This is a genomic window from Bacillus sp. FSL K6-1218 (assembly GCF_038006445.1).
In the GTDB taxonomy this organism is placed as follows: domain Bacteria; phylum Bacillota; class Bacilli; order Bacillales; family Bacillaceae_G; genus Bacillus_A; species Bacillus_A thuringiensis_S.
Genome location: NZ_JBBOVE010000001.1, coordinates 3,963,562 through 3,990,084, shown reverse-complemented (window position 1 = coordinate 3,990,084; position 26,523 = coordinate 3,963,562). Strand labels below are relative to the sequence as shown.

Genomic DNA, 26,523 nt, shown 5'->3' with positions numbered 1-26,523 from the left:
TATGGTATAAATAAAGAAGGAGGTGCCAAAGAATGAACAGCAATGAAATATATGTTAGTCTTGACATCGGTACATCCAATGTTAAAGTCATCATTGGTGAAATGGTTAATGACAGCTTAAACATTATTGGTGTTGGAAATGTAAAATCAAATGGTTTAAAGAAGGGATCGATAGTTGATATAGACGAGACTGTTCGATCAATTAAAAAAGCAATTGAACAAGCTGAGCGCATGGTGGGAATCCACATTGAGCAAGTTGTAGTAGGTGTCAATGCAAACCAGGTACAGCTACTTCCTTGTCACGGAGTAGTCGCTGTTTCAAATGAAGATCGTGAAATCGGGAATGAAGATGTCTTACGCGTTCTAGATGCAGCACAAGTTGTGTCAATTGCTCCAGAACGTGAGTTTATTGATGTGGTACCTCGACAGTTCATCGTAGACGGTCTTGACGAGATTAACGATCCACGCGGGATGATCGGTGTAAGATTAGAAATGGAAGGTACACTTATTACAGGCTCGAGAACTTTACTACATAACCTACTTCGTTGTGTAGAAAAAGCAGGTCTTGAAATTGTTGATATTTGTCTTCAACCTTTAGCGGCTGCAACAGTTGCTATATCTTCAGATGAAAAAAATAGAGGAGTAGCCCTTGTTGATATGGGGGGAGGATCTACAACTTTATCTATTTTTAAAGACGGAGAGTTACAAGCGACGAGCGTATTACCATTAGGTGGAGACCATATAACGAAGGATATTGCAATTGGGTTGAAAACTTCAACAGAAAATGCAGATCAAATTAAGTTGAAATATGGACATGCTTTTTATGATACAGCATCTGAAGAAGAGATGTTTACGGTTCCTATTATGGGAAGTGATCAAACAGAACAATATTCTCAGTTGGAATTATCGGATATAATAGAGGCTCGTGTAGAGGAAATTTTAATGTTTGTTCAAGATGAAGTGCGTAAGTTAGGAGTAAAGCAAGTGGCTTCTGGTTATGTACTAACTGGCGGAATTGCTTCTATGCCAGGTGTTCTTGATCTTGCATATGATATTTTACATGAAAATGTTCGTGTAGCAACTCCTGATTATATTGGTGTGCGTGAGCCCCAATATACAAGCGGAGTTGGATTAATTAAACATTCTTATCAAAAAGCTAAATTACGTGGGAAAAATGTGCAGGAAAAGCAAGAGCATTTTGAACCAGTACCAGCACCAGCACCAACGCCGGTACAACAGCAACCCGCGAAACAAAAAACTCGTAATCAAAACAATAATAATCAAAATGATGACCGTATGATGTCAAAAGTAAAACGTGTATTCCGTTATTTATGGGATTAAAATTGGACACGAAAAATGAGGTTCTAGGGGGATTTCGACATGTTAGAGTTTGATACTACTCAAGATCAATTAGCGAATATAAAAGTTATCGGTGTCGGCGGTGGCGGAAACAATGCTGTAAACCGTATGATTGAACACGGTGTACAAGGTGTAGACTTTATCGCTGTGAACACTGATGCACAAGCATTAAATCTATCAAAAGCTGAAACAAAAATGCAAATTGGTGGAAAATTAACGCGTGGACTTGGTGCAGGCGCAAATCCTGAAGTAGGGAAAAAAGCTGCAGAAGAAAGTAAAGAACAGATCCAAGAAGCACTTCGTGGTGCGGATATGGTCTTCGTAACTGCTGGTATGGGCGGTGGAACTGGAACTGGTGCAGCTCCAGTTGTTGCTCAAGTTGCAAAAGAATTAGGTGCTTTAACAGTTGGTGTTGTAACACGTCCATTTACTTTTGAAGGACGTAAACGTGCAACGCAAGCAGCATCTGGTATTGCAGCATTTAAAGAAAATGTAGATACTCTTATTGTAATTCCAAACGATCGCTTATTAGAGATCGTTGATAAAAATACGCCAATGTTAGAAGCATTCCGTGAAGCTGATAACGTATTACGTCAAGGTGTTCAAGGTATTTCGGATTTAATTGCAACGCCAGGTTTAATTAACTTAGACTTTGCAGACGTAAAGACAATTATGTCTAATAGAGGTTCTGCTTTAATGGGTATTGGTTCTGGTAACGGGGAAAATCGTGCTGCAGAAGCTGCGAAAAAAGCGATTTCTAGTCCATTACTAGAAACATCTATTGATGGAGCTCAAGGTGTTATCATGAACATTACGGGTGGCGCTAACTTAAGCTTATATGAAGTACAAGAAGCGGCAGATATCGTAGCTTCAGCTTCAGATCCAGAAGTAAATATGATCTTCGGTTCTGTTATTAATGAAGGATTAAAAGATGATATCGTTGTAACTGTAATTGCAACTGGTTTTGATGATAGCATTGCAACTCAACCACCAAAACCAATTATTCGTCCGAATGCGAACCACACGCAACAACAGCAACAATCAGTAGCTCAACCTTCAAAACAACGTGAAGTAAAACGTGAAATGAAGCGTGAAGAGCCAGTTGTACATGAGCGTCATTCAGATTCAGATGATATCGATATTCCAGCATTTTTACGTAACCGTCGTAGACGATAAAAAAAGGAGCTTTCATGCTCCTTTTTTGTTTTTTAAATGAAAAAGACCTGCTTAGCAGGTCTTTTTTTATTTCGTATATTTCAATATATTTTGTTGGTGAAAATAAGAGTATATCATTCTATGAATTTGTACTTTTATTTTTTACCGACAGATTATGTCTAGAAATCACAAAATAACAAAAAAACACCTCCGCAAATTGACACACTTTCCTATTGGATATGCATTATACTAGTCTCAACTTGAAAAAAGAGGTGAATTGTTTGGTTGTTTACGCCGACGTTGTTTGGTTGTTAAACGCCTGCATTGATTTTCTTTTGCTTTTATTAACAGCTACCGTGTTAAAAAAGAAAATCAAAAGATGGAGGCTTGTGTTAGGGGCATTTATAGGTTCAACTATTGTTATTTTTGCCTTTACTCCTTTTGCTTCTATGATGACACATCCAATTATGAAACTACTGTACTCGTTACTTATTGTGTATACAGCATTTGGGTTTACAACGTTTAGAAATTATGCACAAACTGTTTTTACTTTTTACTTTGTAACCTTTATGGTTGGCGGAGGATTAATTGGAACTCATTTCTTTTTGCAAACGAATGAAATGGTAAATGGATTGGTTCAATCTCAGTCAATTTCTTACGGCGATCCAATTAGTTGGTTATTTGTTATTTTTGGTTTTCCGGTAATTTATTATTTTTCTAAAAAGCGTATTGAAAGCGTAGAGGTCACGAAAATACACTATGACCAAATTGTGAAAGTAAAAATTCAATTGGCGGAAGAAGAACTAGAACTGGCAGGTCTTATTGACAGTGGGAACCAACTTTACGACCCATTAACAAAAACACCCGTTATGATTATGCATGTTTCATCATTAGAACATTGCTTACCATCTTGGTTAACAGAACAAATTTATTCCAAAACAGAAATTCCTCAAATACCAGAAAATGATTCTGGTTGGGCGACAAAATTACGTTTAATTCCTTTCCGTGCAGTAGGAGTAGAAAGTCAATTTTTGTGGGCAATTAAGCCTGACAGTGTGCAAGTTGATCATGAAGGTAGTTCTATTGTTGTAAACAAAGTATTAATTGGATTAAATACACAACAACTGTCTACAAATGGGGAGTATCAATGTATTGTGCATCCAAAAATGTTGATTTCACAAAAAATGGTGATCGCTTAATAATGAGAGGCGGGATAATATGATGAAATTAAAATTTTATTTAGTATACCTTTGGTATAAAGTATTGCTGAAATTAGGAATTAAGACCGATGAAATTTATTATATTGGTGGAAGTGAAGCGTTGCCACCACCGTTAACGAAAGAAGAAGAGGAAGTTCTTTTGAATAAATTGCCAAAGGGAGATCAGGCAGCAAGGTCATTACTTATTGAACGTAACTTAAGGCTCGTTGTATATATAGCAAGAAAGTTTGAAAATACAGGGATAAATATTGAAGATTTGATTAGTATAGGAACAATCGGCCTTATTAAAGCGGTAAATACATTTAATCCAGAAAAGAAAATAAAATTAGCAACATATGCATCGCGTTGTATAGAAAATGAAATTTTAATGCATTTACGTCGAAATAACAAAAATCGTTCGGAAGTTTCTTTTGATGAACCGCTAAACATTGATTGGGATGGGAATGAACTGTTGTTGTCTGACGTGTTAGGTACAGATGATGATATTATTACAAAAGATTTAGAAGCTACTGTAGATCGCCACCTTTTAATGAAAGCATTACACCAATTAAATGATCGTGAAAAACAAATTATGGAACTTCGGTTTGGGCTTGCTGGAGGAGAGGAAAAGACGCAAAAAGATGTGGCGGATATGCTTGGGATTTCACAGTCATACATTTCGCGTTTAGAAAAAAGAATTATAAAAAGATTACGAAAAGAATTTAATAAAATGGTGTGAAGAATAAGACCAGCCGTTATGTAGGCTGGTCTTATTCTATTTAGTTGTATTAGGAAAGATAATTTAAATAAAAAATCGTGAAAAAACCACATGCATAAAATCCCCTTCAAAGGAAATACTTTACACTGTACAGCAACTCCCGATAGGAGGGAACACTTTGACGAGAAACAAAGTAGAAATTTGCGGTGTTGATACAGCTAAACTTCCAGTATTAAAAAATGAAGAGATGCGTAAATTATTTCGTGAAATGCAAAGTGGAGAGATAAGCGCAAGAGAAAAATTAGTGAATGGAAACTTACGTCTTGTACTGAGCGTCATCCAAAGATTTAATAACAGAGGAGAATATGTTGACGATTTATTTCAAGTTGGTTGCATCGGACTTATGAAATCAATTGATAATTTTGATTTAGGCCAAAATGTAAAATTTTCAACGTATGCTGTGCCGATGATTATTGGGGAAATACGCAGATATTTGCGTGATAATAATCCGATTCGCGTATCGCGCTCATTGCGAGATATTGCGTATAAAGCTTTGCAAGTAAGAGAAAAGTTGATTGCAGAAAATTCAAAAGAACCAACAGCAATGGATATTGCAAAAGTGCTAGAAGTAACTCATGAAGAGATAGTATTTGCTTTAGATGCGATTCAAGACCCAGTTTCATTATTTGAACCGATTTATAATGATGGAGGAGATCCTATCTTTGTTATGGATCAGTTAAGTGATGAAAAACAAAAGGACGAGCAGTGGGTTGAAGAACTAGCATTGAAAGAAGGAATGAAGCGTTTAAATGATCGAGAGAAAATGATTATTAGAAAACGTTTCTTCCAAGGAAAGACACAGATGGAAGTTGCAGAAGAAATTGGGATTTCCCAAGCTCAAGTATCACGTTTAGAGAAGTCAGCCATTAAACAAATGAATAAGACGATTCAAGGATAAGGTCTCACCAATTATGGTGAGACTTTTTTATATGTAATATGGTTTACGCTCATAGTAGGGGATTAGTGTTCATATAATGAAACTAGCATGGTGTTTCGTATAGGTGACTTCCTGTAAATATGAGAAACAGCTTCCAATTCGTCATATAAGGGAGAGGATAAAAATGGTGATACGAATTTCAGAGTTACAGATGAAGGATGTTATAAATATTTCAGATGGAAAAAGGGTTGGGAATATTGGAGATATTGAAATTGATATGAACACAGGGAAAGTTTGTTCTGTTATTATTTCCAAACAGACACGTATGCTGGGTATTTTTGGAAAAGATGTTGAGATTGTAATTCCTTGGAAGGAAATTGTGAAAATTGGGGAAGATGTCATACTTGTAAGAGTAAATCCTGTTAATACTGTAACAGAATCAATACAAACACCGACAATTTCATAAAGAATATTACAAATTCCTCTTTTTTTTCTGTTAGGATTATGAAAAAATAAAAGTATGGTAAAATAGACAGGAAGTACCATACTTTTTTCTGTTATTTTAATTAAAAGGAGCCGCTTTATGAGAGAACCATTTAAATATGTGGACGGTATACTGTATTTACAAGCATGGAAAGAACTTGGAAACATTACTGCTGGATTTACGACAAAAGATGGTGGGATAAGTACGGGCTCCTTTCATGCGATGAATTTAGGATTACATGTGAATGATATCGTGGAGAACGTTCATGAAAACAGACGCATTTTAGCAAATAAGTTACAAAAACCATTAGAAAACTGGATTTGCTCTGAACAAGTTCATGATCATCATGTTGAAAAAGTAGGGCAACAGGAAAAGGGAAGTGGCGTCTATTCATATGAGGACGGTATTTCAAAAACAGATGGCATTTATACGAGTAATGAAGATGTTCTGTTAACGTCTTGTTACGCGGATTGTGTTCCGCTCTATTTTTATGCACCATCACATGGTATGATAGGACTTGCGCATGCTGGATGGAAAGGCACTGTACAAGAGATTGCAAAGGAAATGATTCAAAAGTGGAATGCAGAAGGTATTTCAAGTGATGAAATTCATGTTGCAATTGGGCCGTCGATCGGATCTTGTTGTTATGTTGTGGATGATCGTGTATTAACAGCAGCACAGAAAGTAATTAACGATGCTGTTCCTCATCAAAAAATTTCTGACGGGCAGTACGCAATTAATTTAAAAGAAATTAATCGTATATTATGCGTACAAGCAGGCATAAAAGAAGAGCATATTGTAATGTCATCTCTTTGTACAAGCTGTGAAGAGCAACTATTTTTCTCTCATCGTCGTGATCAAGGTAAGACAGGAAGAATGTTGAGTTTCATAGGTTTTAAGGAGGAAGGAAGCAAGTGACAGTACAAGAAAATTTAGTAATTGTAAACGAAGCTATTAAAGAATCTTGCGCTCGAGCTGGACGTTCGTTGCAAGATATTAAACTTGTTGCAGTGACAAAAACTGTAGGGATTGAAAAAACAAACGAAGTAATTGAAACTGGAATTATCGATTTAGGTGAAAATAGAAATGAAGGTTTCTTACAGAAATATGAGCATTTCGGTTCAAAAGTTAATTGGCATTTTATTGGCTCATTACAAACGAGAAAAGTAAAAGAAATCATTAATGAAATTGATTATTTACATTCGTTAGATCGTCTTTCCCTGGCGAAAGAAATTCAGAAACGTGCTGATAAGAAAGTGAAATGCTTTATTCAAGTGAAAACCTCATCTGAAGAATCGAAGCAAGGATTGGCAATAGAAGAGGTTGTTTCTTTTATTCAAAGTTTGCAAGAATTCGATAAAATTGAAGTGGTTGGACTAATGACGATGGCTCCATTTACAGAAGAAGAGGAAGAAATCAGACGCTGTTTTAAGGAATTACGTATGCTACAAACAGAGGTGCAGGAGCTAGAGTTATTACATGCGCCATGTAAAGAATTATCAATGGGAATGTCCAACGATTACACGATTGCAATTGAAGAAGGGGCTACATATATTCGTTTGGGAACGATTTTAGTAGGAAAAGCGTAAAAGGAAGGAGAATCTTATTATGAGTTGGTCAAAAGTAAAATACTTCTTTTTTGATACACCGGAAGAAAAAGAAGCAGCTCAATATGGTTATGAAAAGGAGCAAACAGACATGAAAAAGCAGCAAGATCCACCAGAACAACAAGATGTTACGTTTCCGAAAGCGCAACCGAAGCAAAATGTTGTAAGTATTGAAACAGCAAAACAATCTTCAAAAGTTGTTTTATTAGAACCACGCACATATTCGGAAGCACAAGGGATTGCGGACCACTTAAAAGGTAGACGAGCTGTTGTAATTAATTTGCAGAGAATGTCTACTGATCAAGCGGTACGTATCGTTGACTTTTTAAGTGGTACTGTATACGCTATAGGCGGGGATATTCAAAAAATAGGACCGAAAACATTTATGTGTACACCTGAAAATGTTGATATTGTTGGTGCAATTTCAGAGTTATTCGGTGAAGAAGAAGAAACAAATATAAAGAGGTGGTAATACGCCATGACAACAGTTTTAATGGTGTTAAGTTCTGCTATCGAGATTTACTCGTGGGCACTGATTATTTACATTCTCCTATCATGGTTTCCTGGTGCAAAGGAATCATCTTTTGGAGAGTTCTTGGCGCGAATTTGTGAACCGTATTTAGAACCATTCCGCAGATTTATTCCGCCGCTGGGTATGATTGATATTTCTCCACTCGTTGCGATTTTTGCGTTAAAACTTGCTAAAAGTGGTTTGTTCAGTTTGTTCAGCTATTTCTTATAGTAAGAGGTTAAATACATGAGCATTTATGAACATTTTAGGCCTGATGAAGAGGTCTTTGTAGATAAAGTGCTAGAGTGGAAGCGAACGGCGGAGTACCATCAAGTGAAATTAACAGATTTCCTTGATCCAAGACAGCAACAAATTGTTTCTATGGTAATTGGACAAGGAGATGTTGCTGTGCAATTTGGTGGTGCAACGCCTAATGCAGAGCGTAAAAGAGCACTCATTTATCCAGACTATCTAGAATTAAATGAAGAAGAATTTCAAGTAGAAGTATTAGAAATTGACTATCCTTCCAAGTTTTATACGCTAGAACATAGGCAAATATTAGGTACATTTATGTCTCTTGGTTTAACGAGAGAAAAATGTGGTGATATTTTGCTGCAAGAAAATCGTGCCCAAATTGTAGTTGCGAAAGAAATCGTATCGTACATTGAGATGAACTTACAAGCAATAGGAAAAGTAAAAGTCTCCTTATCAGCAGTACAAGGAGAACAAATTCTACAGATACATGAAATGTGGGGGGAGAAATCTGGAACGGTTTCTTCACTTCGTTTAGATGTTATGTTAGCTGAAATGTTACATTTATCTAGACAGAAAGTGCAACCTTTCATTAAAAATGGTTTAGTAAAAGTTAATTGGAAAATAGTGGAACAAACTGCTTATGAATGTTATCCAGGAGACGTTTTTTCTGTTAGAGGATATGGACGAAGTAAATTATTTTCTGTAGAAGGTAGAACAAAACGCGACAAATGGAGAATTTTGTATGGTATACTAAAATGATTGGTTTTTTAGAAGGAAATCCTCCTATTTTGTCGAAGAAAAGATATAATTGAAAGAGGAAATTTAGATAACTACTTGGAGGTGGCGTTGTGCCGTTAACACCATTAGATATTCATAACAAAGAATTTGGTCGCGGATTCCGTGGCTATGATGAAGATCAAGTAAATGAGTTTCTTGATCAAATTATCAAAGATTATGAATTGGTCATTCGTGAGAAAAAAGCTTTAGAAGAAAAAGTTGCGCAGTTAGAAGGGAAGTTAGATCATTTCTCTAATATTGAAGATACGTTAAACAAATCTATCGTTGTTGCGCAAGAAGCAGCGGAAGAAGTAAAACGTAATGCGCAAAAAGAAGCGAAATTAATTGTGCGTGAAGCTGAAAAGAATGCTGATCGTATTATTAACGAAGCATTAGTAAAATCAAGAAAAGTTGCTTTTGATATTGAAGAGCTAAAGAAACAAGCGAAAGTATTCCGAACTCGTTTCCGTATGTTATTAGAAACACAGCTTGAAATGTTAAACAACGATGATTGGGATAAACTAATTGAGTTAGAAGACGAAGTAGATGAACTGTTGAAAAAAGAAGAAACAGTGTAAGCTTGACGTTTTTCTCATTATTACATATAATTTTAAACAACATATTTATTAAGAAAAACGAAGATAGGGATAAGTACCTTTTCAAACCTTATATAGCGAACTGAGGACGGTGTAAGCTCAGGATAAGGAGATAGTGGGAATATCACCCTGGAGTTCCGCGCTGAACAAATAGAGTAAGCGTAGGCGTGTATTCGCGTTAAGAATATAAGAGGATTCTATACATATGTATATGATCTACTAGGGTGGTACCGCGGGAGACTTTCTCGTCCCTTTTTGGGATGAGAAAGTCTCTTTTTTATTCCGTTTTTTAAGTATTTCTTTTATACATGTAAGGAGGAATTGAGCATGGAGTACAAAAATACATTACTGATGCCGAAAACAGAGTTCCCAATGCGTGGGAACTTACCAAAACGTGAGCCTGCAATGCAAGAAAAATGGGCTGAAATGAATATTTACGAAAAAGTACAAGAACATACAAAAGGTCGTCCTTTATTTGTATTGCATGATGGGCCTCCATATGCGAATGGTGACATTCATATGGGACATGCATTAAATAAAGTATTAAAAGACTTTATTGTTCGTTATAAATCAATGACTGGTTTTAGTGCGCCATATGTTCCAGGATGGGATACGCACGGTTTACCAATTGAACAAGCTTTAACAAATAAAGGTGTAAAGCGTAAAGAAATGACAGTTGCTGAGTTCCGTAAGTTATGTGCAGAGTATGCATATGAACAAGTAGAACGTCAACGTGAACAATTTAAGCGTCTAGGTGTACGTGCAGATTGGGATAATCCATATATTACTTTAGAGCCCGCTTATGAAGCACAACAAATTAAAGTGTTTGGTGACATGGCGAAAAAAGGTTATATCTATAAAGGTCAAAAACCAGTTTACTGGTCTCCAACGAGTGAATCTGCTTTAGCAGAAGCTGAAATTGAATATCAAGATAAAAAATCAGCATCTATTTACGTAGCATTCCCTGTAAAAGATGGAAAGAACGTATTAGAAGGTGATGAAAAGTACATCATTTGGACAACAACACCTTGGACATTACCTGCAAACTTAGGTATTTCTGTTCACCCAGAGCTTGAATATAGCATTGTAAAAGTAAATGATGAGAAATATATCATTGCTTCTGAGCTGTTTGAGACAGTTGCAAAAACGTTAGAGTGGGAAAATGCTGAAGTTGTGAAAACAGTAAAAGGTAGCGAACTGGAGTACACAGTTGCAAAACATCCATTCTACGATCGTGATTCATTAGTAATGCTAGGAGATCACGTAACAACAGATGCAGGTACAGGTTGTGTTCATACAGCACCAGGACACGGGGAAGATGACTTCGTTGTTGGTAAAAAGTATGGATTAGAAGTACTTTGCCCAGTTGATGATAAAGGTGTATTAACAAATGAAGCACCTGGATTTGAAGGCTTATTCTATGATAAAGCTAACAAGCCAATTACAGAAAAATTAGAAGAAGTAGGCGCGTTACTGAAACTAACATTCATTACGCATTCATACCCACATGATTGGAGAACGAAAAAACCAATTATTTTCCGTGCGACAGCACAGTGGTTTGCATCTATTGAAGCATTCCGTAAAGAATTAATAGAAGCTGTAGCGGAAACAAAATGGGTACCAGCATGGGGAGAAACTCGTCTTCATAATATGGTTCGTGACCGTGGTGACTGGTGTATTTCTCGTCAGCGTGCATGGGGTGTGCCAATTCCGGTATTCTATGCTGAGAATGGTGATCCAATTATTACGGATGAAACAATTAACCATGTAGCAGATTTATTCCGTGAACACGGTTCTAACGTATGGTTTGAGCGTGAAGCGAAAGATCTATTACCAGAAGGATTTACACATCCAGGTAGCCAAAATGGCGAATTCCGTAAAGAAACAGACATCATGGATGTATGGTTCGATTCAGGTTCTTCTCACCAAGCTGTATTAGAAGAGCGCGAAGATTTACAGCGTCCAGCTGATTTATATTTAGAAGGATCTGATCAGTATCGTGGTTGGTTTAACTCTTCATTATCAACAGCAGTTGCTGTAACAGGTAAAGCTCCATATAAAGGCGTACTAAGCCACGGTTTCGTACTAGATGGTGAAGGACGTAAAATGAGTAAGTCGATTGGAAACATCGTCGTACCGAAGAAAATCATGGATCAATTAGGTGGAGACATTTTACGCTTATGGGTATCTTCTGTTGACTATCAATCTGACGTACGTATTTCAGATGATATTTTAAAACAAGTAGCAGAAGTGTATCGTAAAATCCGTAACACATTCCGTTTCTTATTAGGAAACTTAGACGACTTTAAGCCAAGTGAAAATGCAGTAGCTATAGCTGAGCTTCGTGAAGTAGATCGTTACATGTTAGTGAAATTAAATGACTTAATTACAAAAGTTAAAGAAGCATATGAGACATACGATTTCGCTGCTGTGTATCATGCAATTCATAACTTCTGTACAATTGATTTAAGTTCATTCTACTTAGATTTTGCAAAAGATATTTTATACATTGAAGGTGCAAACCACGAAGATCGTCGTGCAATTCAAACTGTATTATATGAAGTTCTTGTTGCGTTAACGAAACTTGTAACACCAATCTTACCGCATACAGCTGATGAAGTATGGCCATACATTCCAGGCGTAACAGAAGAAAGTGTACAATTAACTGATATGCCAGAAGCTGTACAATTAGATGACGCGGAAGCATTAAAAACAAAATGGGATGCATTTATGACATTACGTGATGACGTGTTAAAAGCACTAGAAGTAGCTCGTAATGAAAAAGTAATCGGTAAGTCATTAAATGCGAGCATTACGCTATATCCAACTGCAGAAATGAAAGCTATGTTAGAGTCTATTAGCGAAGACTTAAAGCAATTATTCATCGTTTCTGAGTATAAACTTGGTGGTATGATGGAAGAAGCGCCAGCAGATGCACCGAAGTATGAACATACAGCGGTTATTGTTGCTCAAGCAACTGGTGAAACATGTGAACGTTGTTGGGTAGTTTCAGAAACAATTGGTAAAGATGCTGAACATGAAACATTATGTGAGCGTTGTGCAACAGTTGTGAAAGAAAACTATGTAAAATAATAAAAAAACTGACTGCTATTTATGCAGTCAGTTTTTTTATTTTGATGATATATCAAAATAACTTTCAGGCTCTTTCCTGTGAAGGAAAAATGTGTGTGAGGTAAGCAAATAAATTTCGGACACACTAACTGTACATTACAGCTAGGAGGAATGTACACGTGAATGAAATCTACATGGAAATAAAAGAAGAATTGCAATTGATGAGAAAAGAGTTGCAAGAGAGACTAGCTAAAGAAGTAATGCACAAATATGATGTCGAGTTCAGCCAAGAGCTTGGATATGAAATTAAGGAAGAGATAAAGAAAAAATTGCTATTACATGATATAAAAGAGGATTTAAAGGATGTAGAACGCGCATTATTTAAAATGGAAATAGACATGTACGGTATTTGTGAAGAGACGGGGAGATTAATTTCGACAAAGCAAATGAAAACAATGCCGACTGCCCGAACAATTCATGAATTTTTCTATGAAAAGGTAAATGTATGAATACGCACAACGATATTATATTACCTTTTTTTAATTTATTTTATTCTTCTATAAAGGTTCATTGTGAAAAGGTAGCAGCTATGCTAAAATTTTGAGGTACACTGTCTTTGTGGGGGAAATGAAAATGATATATTATGTAATAGCGTTATTTGTCATTGCTATCGATCAAATATCGAAGTGGTTAATTGTAAAGAACATGGAATTGGGTACGAGTATTCCGATTATCGACAATGTATTATACATAACATCACATCGAAATAGAGGCGCTGCCTGGGGTATTTTAGAAAATAAAATGTGGTTCTTCTACATTATTACAGTTGTTTTTGTAGTGTTTATCGTATTTTATATGAAAAAGTATGCGAAAACAGACAAGCTTCTAGGTATTTCGTTAGGCCTAATTTTAGGCGGGGCAATTGGTAACTTTATTGATCGTGTATTTAGACAAGAAGTAGTGGATTTCATTCACGTGTATATTTTCTCGTACAACTATCCAGTATTCAATATAGCTGATTCAGCATTATGTATTGGTGTTGTATTAATTATTATTCAAACATTATTAGAAGGCAAGAAAGCGAAGGAGTAATTGAATGAGTGAAGTAGTACAAGTAACAGTTGTAGAAGAGCAAAAAAATGAGCGAATTGATAAATTCGTTGCAGGAATAAATAACGAATGGTCACGTTCACAAGTACAGCAATGGATTAAAGATGATGTTGTGACAGTAAACGGGAAAGCAGTAAAAGTGAATTATAAAGTAAAAGAAGAAGATGAAATTACAGTAACGATTCCTGAGCCGGAAGCGTTAGATATTCAACCAGAAGATATGAATTTAGAAATTTATTATGAAGATGCAGATGTGCTTGTTGTAAATAAACCACGTGGTATGGTTGTACATCCAGCGCCAGGGCATACAAGTGGTACGCTTGTAAACGGCCTTATGCACCATTGTACAGATTTATCAGGTATCAACGGTGTAATGCGTCCAGGTATCGTGCATCGTATTGATAAAGATACATCTGGATTATTAATGGTTGCTAAGAATGATATGGCGCATGAATCACTTGTAAATCAACTTGTAGCAAAAACAGTAACAAGACGTTACAAAGCAATTGTGCACGGTGTTATTCCGCATGATAAGGGGACTATCGATGCACCAATTGGTCGTGATAAGAAAGAGCGTCAAAGTATGACAGTTGATGAAAATGGTAAAAACGCTGTTACTCACTTCCAAGTGTTAGAACGCTTTAAAGACTTTACACTTGTAGAATGTCGCTTAGAAACGGGACGTACGCACCAAATTCGTGTTCATATGAAATATATTGGCTATCCACTTGCGGGAGATCCGAAGTATGGTCCGAAGAAAACGTTAGATATGAATGGACAAGCACTTCATGCAGGTATTTTAGGCTTTGATCATCCTCGTACTGGTGAATATATTCAGTTTGAGGCACCGATTCCAGAAGTATTTGAAGAAGCATTAAATATTTTACGGAAATAGTATTGACAAATCATAAGAAAACTGAGATACTGACAACAGTTAAATAATGATCCTTTAACACAGCCCCGTGAGGTTGAGAAGGTAACGGTTTGAAATACTTAGGGTATGCTGTACCCTTTTTTCAAAAGTCCTCTCGCACACGCTGAGAGGACTTTTTTTATACCATTACTCTCACGCAAGAAAAAAAGCTTGGAGGTGTAGAGCATGCAAGAGAAAGCTGTCGTTTTAGATGACCAAATGATTCGCCGCGCTTTAACACGAATTAGTCATGAAATCGTGGAACGAAATAAAGGTGTCGATAATTGTGTTCTTGTCGGAATTAAAACTCGTGGAATTTTTATTGCACAACGTTTGGCAGAACGAATTGGTCAAATTGAAGGAAAAGAAATGGAAGTTGGAGAGTTAGACATTACGTTATATCGTGATGATTTAACACTGCAATCCAAAAATAAAGAACCACTTGTAAAAGGTTCTGATATCCCTGTAGATATTACGAAGAAAAAAGTTATCCTTGTGGATGACGTGTTATATACAGGAAGAACAGTTCGAGCAGCAATGGATGCTCTTATGGATTTAGGTAGACCATCTCAAATCCAACTGGCGGTTCTTGTTGATAGAGGTCATCGTGAACTACCAATTCGCGCTGATTATGTAGGAAAGAACATTCCAACATCAAGTGAAGAGCGTATCGAAGTTGATTTGCAAGAGACAGATCAACAAGATCGAGTAAGCATATACGATAAGTAAAGCCCTTTTAAATGTAGTCCTGTGAGGCTGCCAAAGGGTCTTGGCTTTCATATGTCAAATTTGGCATACGAAAGTGTAGGACTCTTTGTGCACAGGCACAAAGAGTTTTTTTATTGCAAAGATTTAAACTGAAGGAGGATGTAACAATGGAACAAAAGCCAGTGTTAGACGTTAATGAAGTACCGAAACCGGGAAAATGGTTATTTTTGAGTATACAACATTTGTTCGCGATGTTTGGATCAACAGTGCTTGTTCCGTTTTTAACAGGATTGAATCCATCAGTAGCATTAATATCAAGTGGATTAGGAACGTTAGCGTTTCTTCTTATAACGAAAGGTCAAGTACCTGCCTATCTAGGATCATCATTCGCCTTTATCGCACCGATTATAACAGCGAAAACGGCAGGTGGACCGGGAGCAGCAATGCTTGGTGGTTTGCTAGCAGGGCTTGTGTACATCTTAATCTCACTCGGAATTAAGAAATCAGGATCAGAGTGGATTATGAAATTACTTCCGCCAATCGTAGTTGGGCCGGTAGTAATGGTAATCGGTTTAGCGTTAGCACATACAGCAGTTAACATGGCGATGAACGGTGCGGATGGCAAATATAGCTTTATACACTTTTCAGTAGCATTAGTAACATTAGCAATTACAATTATATGCTCGATATTCGGAAGAGGGTTCTTCAGTATAATACCAGTTTTACTCGGTATTATCGGGGGGTACATCTTCGCATACTTCCAAGGATTAGTCGATTTAAAACCAGTAGCTGAGGCGAAATGGTTTGTTGTACCAGACTTCACAGTACCATTTGTAACATATACTCCGGAGTTTTCATGGAAGATAGTACTCTTGATGGTACCAGTTGCACTAGTAACAATTTCAGAGCATATCGGACATCAAATTGTACTTGGAAATGTTATTAAAAGAGATTTAATTGAAAAACCAGGTTTACATCGCTCAATCTTCGGTGATGGAATAGCAACATTGATTGCATCACTAATAGGTGGACCACCGAATACAACGTATGGTGAAAACATCGGTGTGCTAGCAATTACGAGAGCATACAGTGTATACTTATTCATCGGTTCAGCAGTATTCGCAATCATGTTCGGATTTATCGGTAAGATTTCTGCGCTGATTCATTCGATCCCAACACCAGTTATGGGTGGGGTATCAATCTTACTATTCGGTGTAATTGCATCAAGCGGATTACGCATGATGGTAGATGATAAAACAGATTTAAGTGACAAACGAAACTTAATGATTGCATCAGTAATACTAGTAATCGGTATTGGTGGAGCGGTACTTCACGTAGGAGAATCGTTCCAAGTAGAAGGAATGGCACTAGCAGCAATTGTAGGTGTACTGTTAAATCTACTACTACCGGAAACGAAACAAATAAAACAACCTAAGCAGATTGCTTCATAATAATAACCTTTTAATTCAGTCCTGTGAGACAGAAAAGGGTGGCTTCTTCCTTGCACCCTAGTCTTACATGATTAGGGTATTTTTATACAAACGTTGTTATAAAAATACAAAAGTGGTAACATAAAAATCAGAAAGATGAGGGATGACGATGAGCCATTTGTTAACGATGAGTGAATTATCGGAAGTAGAAATTTCAGAAATCCTAAAAGATGCAGAAGATTTTGCGAATGGAAAAGAGAGCAAAACGACAGAGCAAACTTTTGTTGCAAACTTGTTCTTTGAGAATAGTACGAGAACGAGATTTAGCTTTGAAGTTGCTGAGAAGAGATTAGGACTAGATGTTTTAAACTTTTCAGCTGATGCATCTAGCGTACAAAAAGGAGAAACTTTATACGATACGATAAGAACACTAGAATCAATCGGAACAAAAGCAGTGGTCATCCGCCATGAGCAAGATCGCTACTTCGATGAACTAAAAGATCAGGTGAATATCCCGATCTTAAACGCTGGAGATGGATGTGGAAACCACCCAACGCAGTGCCTACTCGACCTTCTTACAATTAAACAAGAGTTTGGAAGATTTGAAGGTTTGAAGATTGCAATAGTAGGAGATGTTCGTCATAGCCGAGTAGCACGTTCTAATGCAGAAGCATTAACGAAGTTGGGTGCAACAATTTACTTTGCCAGTCCAGAAGAGTGGAAAGATGAAGACAACACATTTGGAACATACAAACCATTAGATGAACTTGTTCCAGAAGTGGATGTAATGATGTTACTCCGTGTACAACATGAGCGTCATGATCATTATGAAACAGACATTATGAAAGAATATCATGAGAAACACGGATTAACAGTAGAAAGAGAAAAGCGTATGAAAGAAGGAAGCATTATTATGCATCCAGCTCCTGTAAACCGTGATGTTGAAATTGCAAGTGAACTTGTTGAGTGTGAGCGTTCACGCATATTTAAACAAATGGAAAATGGGGTTTACGTAAGAATGGCTGTACTAAAACGCGCCTTACCAAATGTATTAGGAGGAATGAGACATGAATTATTTGTTTAAAAATGGTCGTTATATGAATGAAGAAGGAAAAATCGTAGCAACAGATCTTCTCGTACAAGACGGTAAAATCGCTAAGGTAGCAGAAAATATTACGGCAGATAATGCTGAAGTAATCGAAGTGAACGGAAATTTAATCGCACCTGGATTAGTAGATGTACACGTACATCTTCGTGAACCAGGTGGTGAACATAAAGAAACAATTGAAACAGGTACACTAGCAGCGGCAAAAGGTGGATTCACTACAATTTGCTCAATGCCAAATACACGCCCAGTACCAGATTGCAGAGAACATATGGAAGACCTGCAAAAACGTATTAAAGAAAAAGCGCATGTTAACGTACTACCATACGGAGCAATTACAGTACGTCAAGCTGGTTCTGAAATGACAGATTTCGAAACATTAAAAGAACTTGGAGCATTTGCTTTCACAGATGACGGCGTAGGCGTACAAGATGCTAGCATGATGTTAGCGGCTATGAAACGTGCAGCGAAATTAAATATGGCAGTAGTTGCGCACTGTGAAGAGAATACGCTTATTAATAAAGGTTGTGTACATGAAGGGAAGTTTTCTGAGAAACACGGATTAAACGGTATCCCATCAGTATGTGAATCTGTACATATTGCAAGGGATATACTGCTTGCTGAAGCAGCAGATTGTCACTATCACGTATGTCACGTAAGTACAAAAGGTTCTGTACGTGTAATCCGTGATGCGAAACGCGCTGGAATTAAAGTAACAGCAGAAGTAACACCACATCACCTAGTGTTATGTGAAGATGATATCCCATCAGTTGATCCTAACTTTAAAATGAACCCACCGCTTCGTGGAAAAGAAGACCATGCAGCATTAATTGAAGGTTTATTAGATGGAACGATCGATATGATTGCAACTGACCATGCACCGCATACAGCGGAAGAGAAAGCACAAGGAATTGAAAGAGCACCGTTCGGAATTACTGGTTTTGAAACAGCATTCCCGCTTCTATACACAAACCTTGTGAAAAAGGGAGTTATTACGCTAGAACAGTTAATTCAATTCTTAACAGAAAAGCCAGCTGATACATTCGGCTTAGAAGCTGGTCGCCTAAAAGAAGGTAGAACAGCTGATATTACAATCATTGATTTAGAACAAGAAGAAGAGATTGACCCAACAACATTCTTATCAAAAGGAAAAAATACACCATTTGCAGGTTGGAAATGCCAAGGATGGCCGGTAATGACAATCGTTGGTGGTAAGATCGCATGGCAAAAGGAGAGTGCATTAGTATGAAAAGACAACTTATCTTAGAAGATGGAACGGTATTAATTGGAAAAGGTTTCGGAGGCGAAATTGAAAAGTCAGGTGAGGTTGTATTTACAACAGGAATGACTGGATATCAAGAAACATTATCTGATCCATCATATTGCGGTCAAATCGTAACATTCACGTACCCATTAATCGGAAACTACGGCATTAACCGTGACGATTTTGAATCGATTCACCCATCTGTAAATGGCTTAATCGTAAACGAAATTTGTGATCACCCATCAAACTTCCGTAATGAAATTTCGTTAAATGATTACTTAAAAGAAAGAAACATCCCAGGCTTAGCAGGAGTTGATACGAGAAAATTAACGAGAAAAATTCGTCAATACGGTACATTACGTGGACGTCTATGTAACATGGATGCAGATGTAGAATACATCGTGAGCCAATTAAAAGCGACAGTATTTACAGATCACGTGAAACGCGTATCAACGAAAGATCCATACCCAAGCCCAGGCCGTGGACACCGAGTTGTACTTGTAGACTTCGGGATGAAACATGGTATTTTAAGAGAATTAAATAAACGTGATTGTGATGTAATTGTAGTACCTTACAATACAACAGCAGAAGAGATTTTACGCCTTAGCCCAGATGGAATTATGTTAAGTAATGGACCTGGAGACCCGAAAGATGTACCAGAAGCAATTGAAATGTTAAAAGACATTATCGGTAAAGTTCCTTTATTCGGAATTTGCCTAGGACATCAATTGTTCGCTCTAGCATCTGGTGCGAATACAAGTAAGTTAAAATTCGGTCACCGTGGTTTAAATCATCCAGTAAAACATCTTGCAACTGGAAAAGTAGCAATTACATCTCAAAACCATGGATACGCAGTAGAAGAAGAATCAGTTAAAAATACAGAACTTGAAATTACACATGTCGCTTTAAATGATGGAACAGTAGAAGGTCTTCGTCATACGAAGTTCCCAGCATTTACAGTACAATATCATCCAGAAGCTTCAGCAGGACCAGAAGATGCAAATGATTTATTCGAAGATTTCTTAGCGATGATTGAAAACTTCAAGAAAGAAGGGGAAGAGTTATGCCAAAACGCCTAGACATTAACACAATTTTAGTAATCGGATCAGGACCAATTGTAATTGGGCAAGCAGCAGAGTTTGACTACTCTGGTACACAAGCTTGTCAATCTCTTAGAGAAGAAGGTTACAAAGTAATCCTTGTTAACTCTAACCCAGCAACAATTATGACAGATACTGCAACAGCAGATAAAGTATATATAGAACCATTAACACTAGAATTCGTAAGCCGTATCATTCGTAAAGAACGTCCAGATGCGATCTTACCAACATTAGGTGGTCAAACAGGTTTAAACATGGCTGTTGAACTTGCGAAATCAGGCATACTTGAAGAGTGTGGAGTTGAAATTTTAGGAACGAAATTATCAGCAATTGAGCAAGCGGAGGATCGTGATTTATTCCGTACATTAATGCAGGAATTAAATGAACCAATTCCATCTAGTACCATCATTCATACGCTAGAAGAAGCACATGAATTTGTAAAAGAAATTGGATATCCAGTTATTGTTCGCCCAGCATTTACAATGGGGGGAACAGGTGGCGGAATCTGTAGTAATGAAGAAGAACTAATTGAAATCGTATCAGGTGGATTAAAACATAGTCCAGTAACACAATGTTTATTAGAAAAGAGCATTGCTGGTTGTAAGGAAATTGAATATGAAGTAATGCGTGATTCAAATGATAACGCGATTGTAGTATGTAATATGGAAAATATCGATCCAGTTGGAGTTCACACAGGTGATTCTATCGTAGTAGCACCGAGCCAAACATTAAGTGACCGTGAATATCAAATGTTACGAAACACTTCATTACGAATTATTCGTGCATTAGGAATTGAAGGTGGATGTAACGTTCAGCTTGCACTTGATCCACATAGCTTCCAATACTATGTAATCGAAGTAAACCCGCGTGTAAGTCGTTCATCTGCACTAGCATCTAAAGCAACTGGATATCCAATTGCGAAGCTAGCGGCAAAAATTGCAGTCGGTCTAACATTAGATGAAATTATAAATCCAGTAACACAAAAAACATACGCTTGTTTCGAACCAGCATTAGACTATGTTGTTTCAAAAATTCCGCGCTGGCCATTTGATAAGTTTGAATCAGCAAACAGAACACTGGGTACACAAATGAAGGCAACTGGTGAAGTTATGTCAATCGGACGTAACTTAGAGCAATCATTATTAAAAGCGGTTCGTTCTTTAGAACTTGGCGTTTATCACTTAGAGTTAGAGCATTTAAAAGAAATTGATAAAGAAACAATGAAAAAACGCATTATAAAAGCTGATGATGAGCGACTGTTTATTGTAGCAGAAGCAATTCGTCAAGGTGTAACGAAAGAAGAAATCAACGAATGGTGTGAAATGGACTTCTTCTTCTTACAAAAAGTTGAAAACATCGTAAATATGGAACGTGAAGTAAAAGCGAATGTAGGAAATATGGAAGTACTACAAACTGCGAAAGAAATGGGCTTCAGCGATCACTACGTTGCAGCAGCTTGGAATAAAACAGAGCGTGAAATTTACGATATACGTAAAGAAAGCAATATAACTCCTGTTTATAAAATGGTAGATACTTGTGCGGCAGAGTTTGAATCTGCAACACCATACTACTACAGCACATATGGTGACGAGAATGAATCGGTTAGAACAGATCGTAAGAGTGTGGTTGTACTAGGATCTGGTCCAATCCGTATCGGTCAAGGTGTTGAGTTTGACTACGCAACAGTTCACTCTGTATGGGCAATTAAAGAAGCTGGATATGAGGCAATCATTGTTAATAACAATCCAGAAACAGTTTCAACAGACTTCAGTATTTCTGACAAATTATACTTTGAACCATTAACAATTGAAGATGTAATGCACATTATCGATTTAGAAAAGCCAGAAGGTGTTATCGTTCAGTTCGGTGGACAAACGGCAATTAACTTAGCGGCGAAATTAGAAGAACACGGTGTGAAAATTTTAGGAACATCACTTGAAGATTTAGACCGCGCAGAAGATCGTGATAAGTTTGAAGCAGCTCTAACACAGCTTGGTATCCCGCAACCAGTTGGTAAAACAGCAACAACTGTAGAACAAGCAGTAGCAATCGCTGAAGAAATTGGTTATCCAGTATTAGTAAGACCGTCTTACGTACTAGGTGGACGTGCGATGGAAATCGTATATCGTCAAGAAGAATTACTGCACTACATGAAAAATGCAGTTAAAGTTCATGCAGAGCATCCGGTATTAATTGACCGTTACATGGTTGGTAAAGAAATTGAAGTAGATGCAATTTCAGACGGTGAGAATGTATTCATTCCAGGTATTATGGAACATATTGAACGCGCTGGAGTTCACTCTGGTGACTCAATTGGAGTATACCCACCACAAAGCTTATCTGAAAAACTAAAAGAACAAATCATTGAACATACAATTGCACTTGGAAAAGGTTTAAACATTGTTGGATTACTAAATATCCAGTTTGTAGTATTCAAAGATCAAGTGTACGTAATTGAAGTAAACCCACGTGCGAGTCGTACAGTACCGTTCTTAAGTAAAATTACGGGCGTACCGATGGCGAATGTTGCAACGAAAGTTATTTTAGGTCAAGACTTAGTAGAGCAAGGATACGGAACTGGTTATCACCCAGAAGAGAAAGAAGTATATGTAAAAGCACCGGTATTCTCGTTTGCGAAACTACGCTCAGTTGATACAACATTAGGACCTGAAATGAAGTCAACAGGGGAAGTAATGGGTAAAGACTTAACGCTTGAAAAAGCATTATACAAAGGATTAGTTGCTTCTGGAATTAACATCCCAACGCACGGATCAGTAATCATCACAGTAGCCGATAAAGATAAAGAAGAGGCAATGGAAATTGCAAAACGTTTCCACGAAATCGGTTATAACTTATTAGCAACAGCTGGAACAGCACAATCGTTAGCAGAGCAAAATATTCCAGTCCAAGTGGTAAACAAAATTGATTCTGAAGACTATAACTTACTTGATATTATCCGTCAAGGAAAAGCACAGTTTGTAATCAATACATTAACAAAAGGCAAACAACCAGCGCGTGATGGTTTCCGCATTCGCCGTGAATCAGTAGAAAATGGTGTGGCTTGCTTAACATCACTTGATACAACGAGAGCAATCTTACGAGTATTAGAATCTATGACATTCTCAGCTCATTCAATGAAAGAAATTACGCAAACAAAGCGTCACGAGGTGGTACATGCATGATGCAAAAGCAAAATATGATCGTCGTTAACCAAAAAGAAATCGCAAAAAACATTTACGAATTAGTGCTTCAAGGAACGTTAGTACAGCAAATGAACGAACCAGGGCAGTTTGTACACATTAAGGTAGCAGAGGGCATTGCGCCCCTTCTGCGCCGCCCAATTAGTATTTGTAATGTAGATCAAGAGAAGAACGAATTTACAATGCTATATCGTGCCGAAGGACAAGGGACAAAAACATTAGCAACTAGAAAACAAGGTGAAATGGTAGATGTACTAGGACCATTAGGACACGGTTTTCCTGTAGAAGAAGCAGAAGCTGGTCAAACAGCTTTACTAGTAGGCGGGGGAATTGGTGTACCACCACTTTATGAATTATCACAGCGCCTCGTTGCAAAGGGTGTACGTGTGATTCACATCTTAGGTTTTCAAACGAAAGATGTTGTTTTCTATGAAGAAAAATTTGCAGAACTTGGTGATACGTACGTTGCGACAGTAGACGGTACACACGGTACAAAAGGATTTGTCACAGATGTAATTGATAATTACGGAATCGACTTTGACATTCTTTATTCATGTGGCCCGTTAGCGATGCTTCGTGCATTAGAAGGACGTTACAAAAAGAAAAAAGCCTATATTTCATTAGAAGAGCGTATGGGTTGTGGTATTGGAGCTTGTTTCGCATGTGTATGCCACTTACAAGAAGATCCAAGTGGACATTCTTACAAGAAGGTGTGTAGCGACGGACCAGTATTTCCAATCGGGGAGGTTGTACTATGAACAGATTGCAAGTTGAATTACCAGGATTATCATTAAAAAATCCGATTATACCGGCATCTGGATGCTTTGGGTTTGGTCGTGAATATGCACAGTTTTACGATTTAAGTGTACTAGGATCAATCATGATTAAAGCGACGACAGAACAACCACGTTATGGGAATCCAACGCCGCGTGTTGCTGAAACACCAGGCGGCATGTTAAATGCAATCGGACTTCAAAACCCGGGATTAGACAAAGTAATGAATTCGGAATTACCATGGTTAGAACAATTTGACCTTCCAATTATTGCGAACGTTGCAGGCTCACAGGCTGAGGATTACGTAGCGGTTGCGAAGGAAATTTCTAAAGCGCCTAATGTCCATGCACTAGAATTAAATATTTCTTGTCCAAACGTAAAAACAGGTGGTATCGCCTTTGGTACAAATCCTGAAATTGCTGCTGATTTAACGAAGCGAGTAAAAGAGGTTTCTGAAGTACCTGTATACGTGAAATTGTCACCTAACGTGGCAAACATTGTGGAAATTGCAAAAGCGATTGAAAATGCAGGTGCAGATGGTTTAACGATGATTAATACATTGCTTGGTATGCGTCTAGATTTAAAAACAGCTAAACCAATTTTAGCAAACCGTACAGGCGGATTATCAGGTCCTGCGATTAAGCCAGTAGCAATTCGTATGGTACATGAAGTAAGTCAAGCGGTTAACATTCCAATTATCGGAATGGGCGGTATTGAAACAGCGGAAGATGTAATTGAATTCTTCTACGCTGGCGCAAGCGCAGTTGCAGTAGGTACAGCGAACTTTATCGATCCGTTCGTATGTCCGACAATTATTGAAGAGTTACCAGCATTACTAGATGAATTAGGATTTGATCATATTTCGGAATGTCAAGGAAGGAGCTGGAAGCAAACATGTCACAGTCGTTAATCGTTGCACTAGATTTTCCAGGGAAACAAGAAGTAGAACAATTCTTACACCACTTTGAAGGGGAAGAGTTATTTGTCAAAGTAGGTATGGAGTTATTTTACAAAGAAGGCCCTGCAATTATTACGTACTTAAAAGAAAAAGGACATAAGATTTTCCTAGATTTAAAACTTCATGATATTCCGAATACAGTAAAAAGCGCTATGCGTAGCCTAGCTAGTCTAGATGTTGATATGGTAAATGTTCATGCTGCTGGGGGAAGTAGCATGATGAAAGCTGCGATTGAGGGATTAGAGGAAGGTAAGCAAGAAGGAAAAGAGAGACCGATTTGTATTGCAGTTACACAACTAACAAGCACTTCGGAAGCTATGATGAAAAAAGAGATTGGCATTGAGAAAACGTTAGAAGAAGCGGTTGCTCATTATGCAAAATTAACGAAAGACAGTGGACTTGATGGCGTTGTTTGTTCAACACTTGAAGTTCCAAAATTACGTGAAGTATGCGGAAATGAATTTGTAACAGTAACACCGGGCATTCGTCTTGCAAGTGATGATGTTAATGACCAAGTGCGCGTAGCAACACCGAAACGTGCGAGGGAACTTGGCTCAAGCTACATCGTAGTTGGACGCAGTATTACGAAAGCAGAAAATCCGCTTGAAGCGTATAAAACAGTAAAACAACAGTGGGAAGGTGTAACAGTATGAAAAAAGAAATCGCATCGCATTTATTAGAAATTGGAGCAGTATTTTTACAACCGAATGATCCATTCACTTGGTCTTCAGGTATGAAATCACCAATTTATTGTGATAACCGTTTAACCTTATCTTATCCAAAAGTACGTCAAGCGATTGCAGCTGGATTAGAAGAGTTAATTAAAGAGCACTTCCCAACTGTAGAAGTTATTGCAGGAACAGCAACTGCTGGTATTGCGCACGCTGCATGGGTAAGCGATCGTATGGATTTACCAATGTGCTACGTACGTAGTAAAGCAAAAGGCCACGGTAAAGGAAACCAAATTGAAGGAAAAGCTGAAAAAGGTCAAAAAGTAGTAGTAGTAGAAGACTTAATTTCAACTGGTGGTAGTGCAATTACGTGTGTAGAAGCACTTCGCGAAGCTGGTTGTGAAGTATTGGGGATCGTATCAATCTTCACATATGAGCTTGAAGCAGGAAAAACAAAACTAGAAGCAGCTAATGTAGCATCATACTCTTTAAGCGACTACAGTGCATTAACTGAAGTAGCAGCAGAAAAAGGTATGATCGGACAAGCTGAAACGAAAAAATTACAAGAGTGGCGTAAAAATCCAGCTAACGAAGCTTGGATCACAGCGTAACATGAAAAAA

Annotated in this window: 26 protein-coding genes and 1 other annotated feature; all 26 genes read left to right on the top strand. The window is 37.5% G+C overall.

Annotated elements, in window-relative coordinates:
• Positions 1–32: 32 nt before the first annotated feature.
• The 26 genes from ftsA to pyrE all read left to right on the top strand — a co-directional run bounded on the left by ftsA (position 33) and on the right by pyrE (position 26,513).
• Complete coding sequence (gene ftsA / locus MHI26_RS20165; protein WP_001087557.1) at positions 33–1,340, top strand: cell division protein FtsA; 1,308 nt, start codon at positions 33–35, stop codon at positions 1,338–1,340.
• A gap of 39 nt (positions 1,341–1,379) precedes the next feature.
• Positions 1,380–2,534 (top strand): cell division protein FtsZ, encoded by a 1,155-nt coding sequence (gene ftsZ / locus MHI26_RS20160; RefSeq protein ID WP_000888985.1) that lies wholly within the window; start codon positions 1,380–1,382, stop codon positions 2,532–2,534.
• Positions 2,535–2,794: 260 nt separating this feature from the next.
• Positions 2,795–3,712 (top strand): sigma-E processing peptidase SpoIIGA, encoded by a 918-nt coding sequence (gene spoIIGA / locus MHI26_RS20155; protein WP_000261975.1) that lies wholly within the window; start codon positions 2,795–2,797, stop codon positions 3,710–3,712.
• Positions 3,713–3,731: 19 nt separating this feature from the next.
• Positions 3,732–4,451: an RNA polymerase sporulation sigma factor SigE gene (sigE, locus tag MHI26_RS20150; protein WP_000976948.1), complete on the top strand. Its 720-nt coding sequence runs from the start codon at positions 3,732–3,734 to the stop codon at positions 4,449–4,451.
• 157 nt (positions 4,452–4,608) lie between these two features.
• Positions 4,609–5,388, top strand: coding sequence for an RNA polymerase sporulation sigma factor SigG (gene sigG / locus MHI26_RS20145; RefSeq protein WP_000197755.1), 780 nt, complete (start codon positions 4,609–4,611; stop codon positions 5,386–5,388).
• A gap of 163 nt (positions 5,389–5,551) precedes the next feature.
• Positions 5,552–5,833, top strand: coding sequence for a YlmC/YmxH family sporulation protein (locus MHI26_RS20140; RefSeq protein ID WP_000236752.1), 282 nt, complete (start codon positions 5,552–5,554; stop codon positions 5,831–5,833).
• Between the two features lie 117 nt (positions 5,834–5,950).
• The gene (gene pgeF, locus MHI26_RS20135; protein WP_061666359.1) at positions 5,951–6,769 is read left to right on the top strand and encodes a peptidoglycan editing factor PgeF; all 819 of its coding nucleotides are present in this window, start codon (positions 5,951–5,953) and stop codon (positions 6,767–6,769) included.
• Positions 6,766–7,440, top strand: a complete 675-nt coding sequence (locus MHI26_RS20130; protein ID WP_000218008.1) for a YggS family pyridoxal phosphate-dependent enzyme — start codon at positions 6,766–6,768, stop codon at positions 7,438–7,440. The genes pgeF and MHI26_RS20130 overlap by 4 nt, the downstream gene beginning before the upstream one ends.
• A 19-nt stretch (positions 7,441–7,459) precedes the next feature.
• On the top strand, positions 7,460–7,930 hold the full coding sequence (locus MHI26_RS20125) for a cell division protein SepF (protein WP_000119129.1): 471 nt from the start codon (positions 7,460–7,462) through the stop codon (positions 7,928–7,930).
• A gap of 6 nt (positions 7,931–7,936) precedes the next feature.
• Entirely contained in the window at positions 7,937–8,200 is a 264-nt protein-coding gene (locus MHI26_RS20120) for a YggT family protein (protein ID WP_000214324.1), read from the top strand.
• Positions 8,201–8,215: 15 nt separating this feature from the next.
• A complete protein-coding gene (locus MHI26_RS20115; RefSeq protein WP_061666360.1) occupies positions 8,216–8,983 on the top strand; it encodes a YlmH family RNA-binding protein in 768 nt (255 codons plus the stop codon).
• 89 nt (positions 8,984–9,072) lie between these two features.
• Positions 9,073–9,579, top strand: coding sequence for a septum site-determining protein DivIVA (gene divIVA, locus MHI26_RS20110; RefSeq protein WP_001131611.1), 507 nt, complete (start codon positions 9,073–9,075; stop codon positions 9,577–9,579).
• 51 nt (positions 9,580–9,630) lie between these two features.
• Positions 9,631–9,853: a binding site (T-box leader), on the top strand.
• Between the two features lie 71 nt (positions 9,854–9,924).
• Positions 9,925–12,690, top strand: a complete 2,766-nt coding sequence (ileS2, locus tag MHI26_RS20105; RefSeq protein WP_061666361.1) for an isoleucine--tRNA ligase — start codon at positions 9,925–9,927, stop codon at positions 12,688–12,690.
• A 158-nt stretch (positions 12,691–12,848) separates the two neighbouring features.
• Positions 12,849–13,178: a molecular chaperone DnaK gene (locus MHI26_RS20100; RefSeq protein ID WP_001002956.1), complete on the top strand. Its 330-nt coding sequence runs from the start codon at positions 12,849–12,851 to the stop codon at positions 13,176–13,178.
• Positions 13,179–13,302: 124 nt separating this feature from the next.
• Positions 13,303–13,761: a lipoprotein signal peptidase LspA gene (gene lspA / locus MHI26_RS20095; RefSeq protein ID WP_000642180.1), complete on the top strand. Its 459-nt coding sequence runs from the start codon at positions 13,303–13,305 to the stop codon at positions 13,759–13,761.
• A 4-nt stretch (positions 13,762–13,765) separates the two neighbouring features.
• A complete protein-coding gene (locus MHI26_RS20090; RefSeq protein WP_061666362.1) occupies positions 13,766–14,674 on the top strand; it encodes an RluA family pseudouridine synthase in 909 nt (302 codons plus the stop codon).
• A 204-nt stretch (positions 14,675–14,878) separates the two neighbouring features.
• The gene (pyrR, locus tag MHI26_RS20085) at positions 14,879–15,421 is read left to right on the top strand and encodes a bifunctional pyrimidine operon transcriptional regulator/uracil phosphoribosyltransferase (RefSeq protein WP_001156491.1); all 543 of its coding nucleotides are present in this window, start codon (positions 14,879–14,881) and stop codon (positions 15,419–15,421) included.
• Between the two features lie 146 nt (positions 15,422–15,567).
• Entirely contained in the window at positions 15,568–16,851 is a 1,284-nt protein-coding gene (uraA, locus tag MHI26_RS20080) for a uracil permease (protein ID WP_000435924.1), read from the top strand.
• 148 nt (positions 16,852–16,999) lie between these two features.
• Entirely contained in the window at positions 17,000–17,914 is a 915-nt protein-coding gene (gene pyrB / locus MHI26_RS20075) for an aspartate carbamoyltransferase (RefSeq protein WP_061666363.1), read from the top strand.
• Positions 17,898–19,184 (top strand): dihydroorotase, encoded by a 1,287-nt coding sequence (pyrC, locus tag MHI26_RS20070; protein WP_001108388.1) that lies wholly within the window; start codon positions 17,898–17,900, stop codon positions 19,182–19,184. Before pyrB ends, pyrC begins: the two co-directional genes overlap by 17 nt.
• The gene (locus tag MHI26_RS20065) at positions 19,181–20,278 is read left to right on the top strand and encodes a carbamoyl phosphate synthase small subunit (protein ID WP_000828674.1); all 1,098 of its coding nucleotides are present in this window, start codon (positions 19,181–19,183) and stop codon (positions 20,276–20,278) included. Before pyrC ends, MHI26_RS20065 begins: the two co-directional genes overlap by 4 nt.
• Entirely contained in the window at positions 20,263–23,481 is a 3,219-nt protein-coding gene (gene carB, locus MHI26_RS20060) for a carbamoyl-phosphate synthase large subunit (protein WP_061666364.1), read from the top strand. Before MHI26_RS20065 ends, carB begins: the two co-directional genes overlap by 16 nt.
• Positions 23,478–24,257, top strand: a complete 780-nt coding sequence (gene pyrK / locus MHI26_RS20055) for a dihydroorotate oxidase B electron transfer subunit (protein ID WP_000983360.1) — start codon at positions 23,478–23,480, stop codon at positions 24,255–24,257. The genes carB and pyrK overlap by 4 nt, the downstream gene beginning before the upstream one ends.
• On the top strand, positions 24,254–25,183 hold the full coding sequence (pyrD, locus tag MHI26_RS20050; protein WP_001081049.1) for a dihydroorotate oxidase B catalytic subunit: 930 nt from the start codon (positions 24,254–24,256) through the stop codon (positions 25,181–25,183). The genes pyrK and pyrD overlap by 4 nt, the downstream gene beginning before the upstream one ends.
• On the top strand, positions 25,168–25,884 hold the full coding sequence (gene pyrF, locus MHI26_RS20045) for an orotidine-5'-phosphate decarboxylase (protein WP_000083509.1): 717 nt from the start codon (positions 25,168–25,170) through the stop codon (positions 25,882–25,884). The genes pyrD and pyrF overlap by 16 nt, the downstream gene beginning before the upstream one ends.
• Positions 25,881–26,513, top strand: a complete 633-nt coding sequence (gene pyrE / locus MHI26_RS20040; protein WP_000711453.1) for an orotate phosphoribosyltransferase — start codon at positions 25,881–25,883, stop codon at positions 26,511–26,513. Before pyrF ends, pyrE begins: the two co-directional genes overlap by 4 nt.
• The last annotated feature ends 10 nt before the right edge of the window (positions 26,514–26,523 follow it).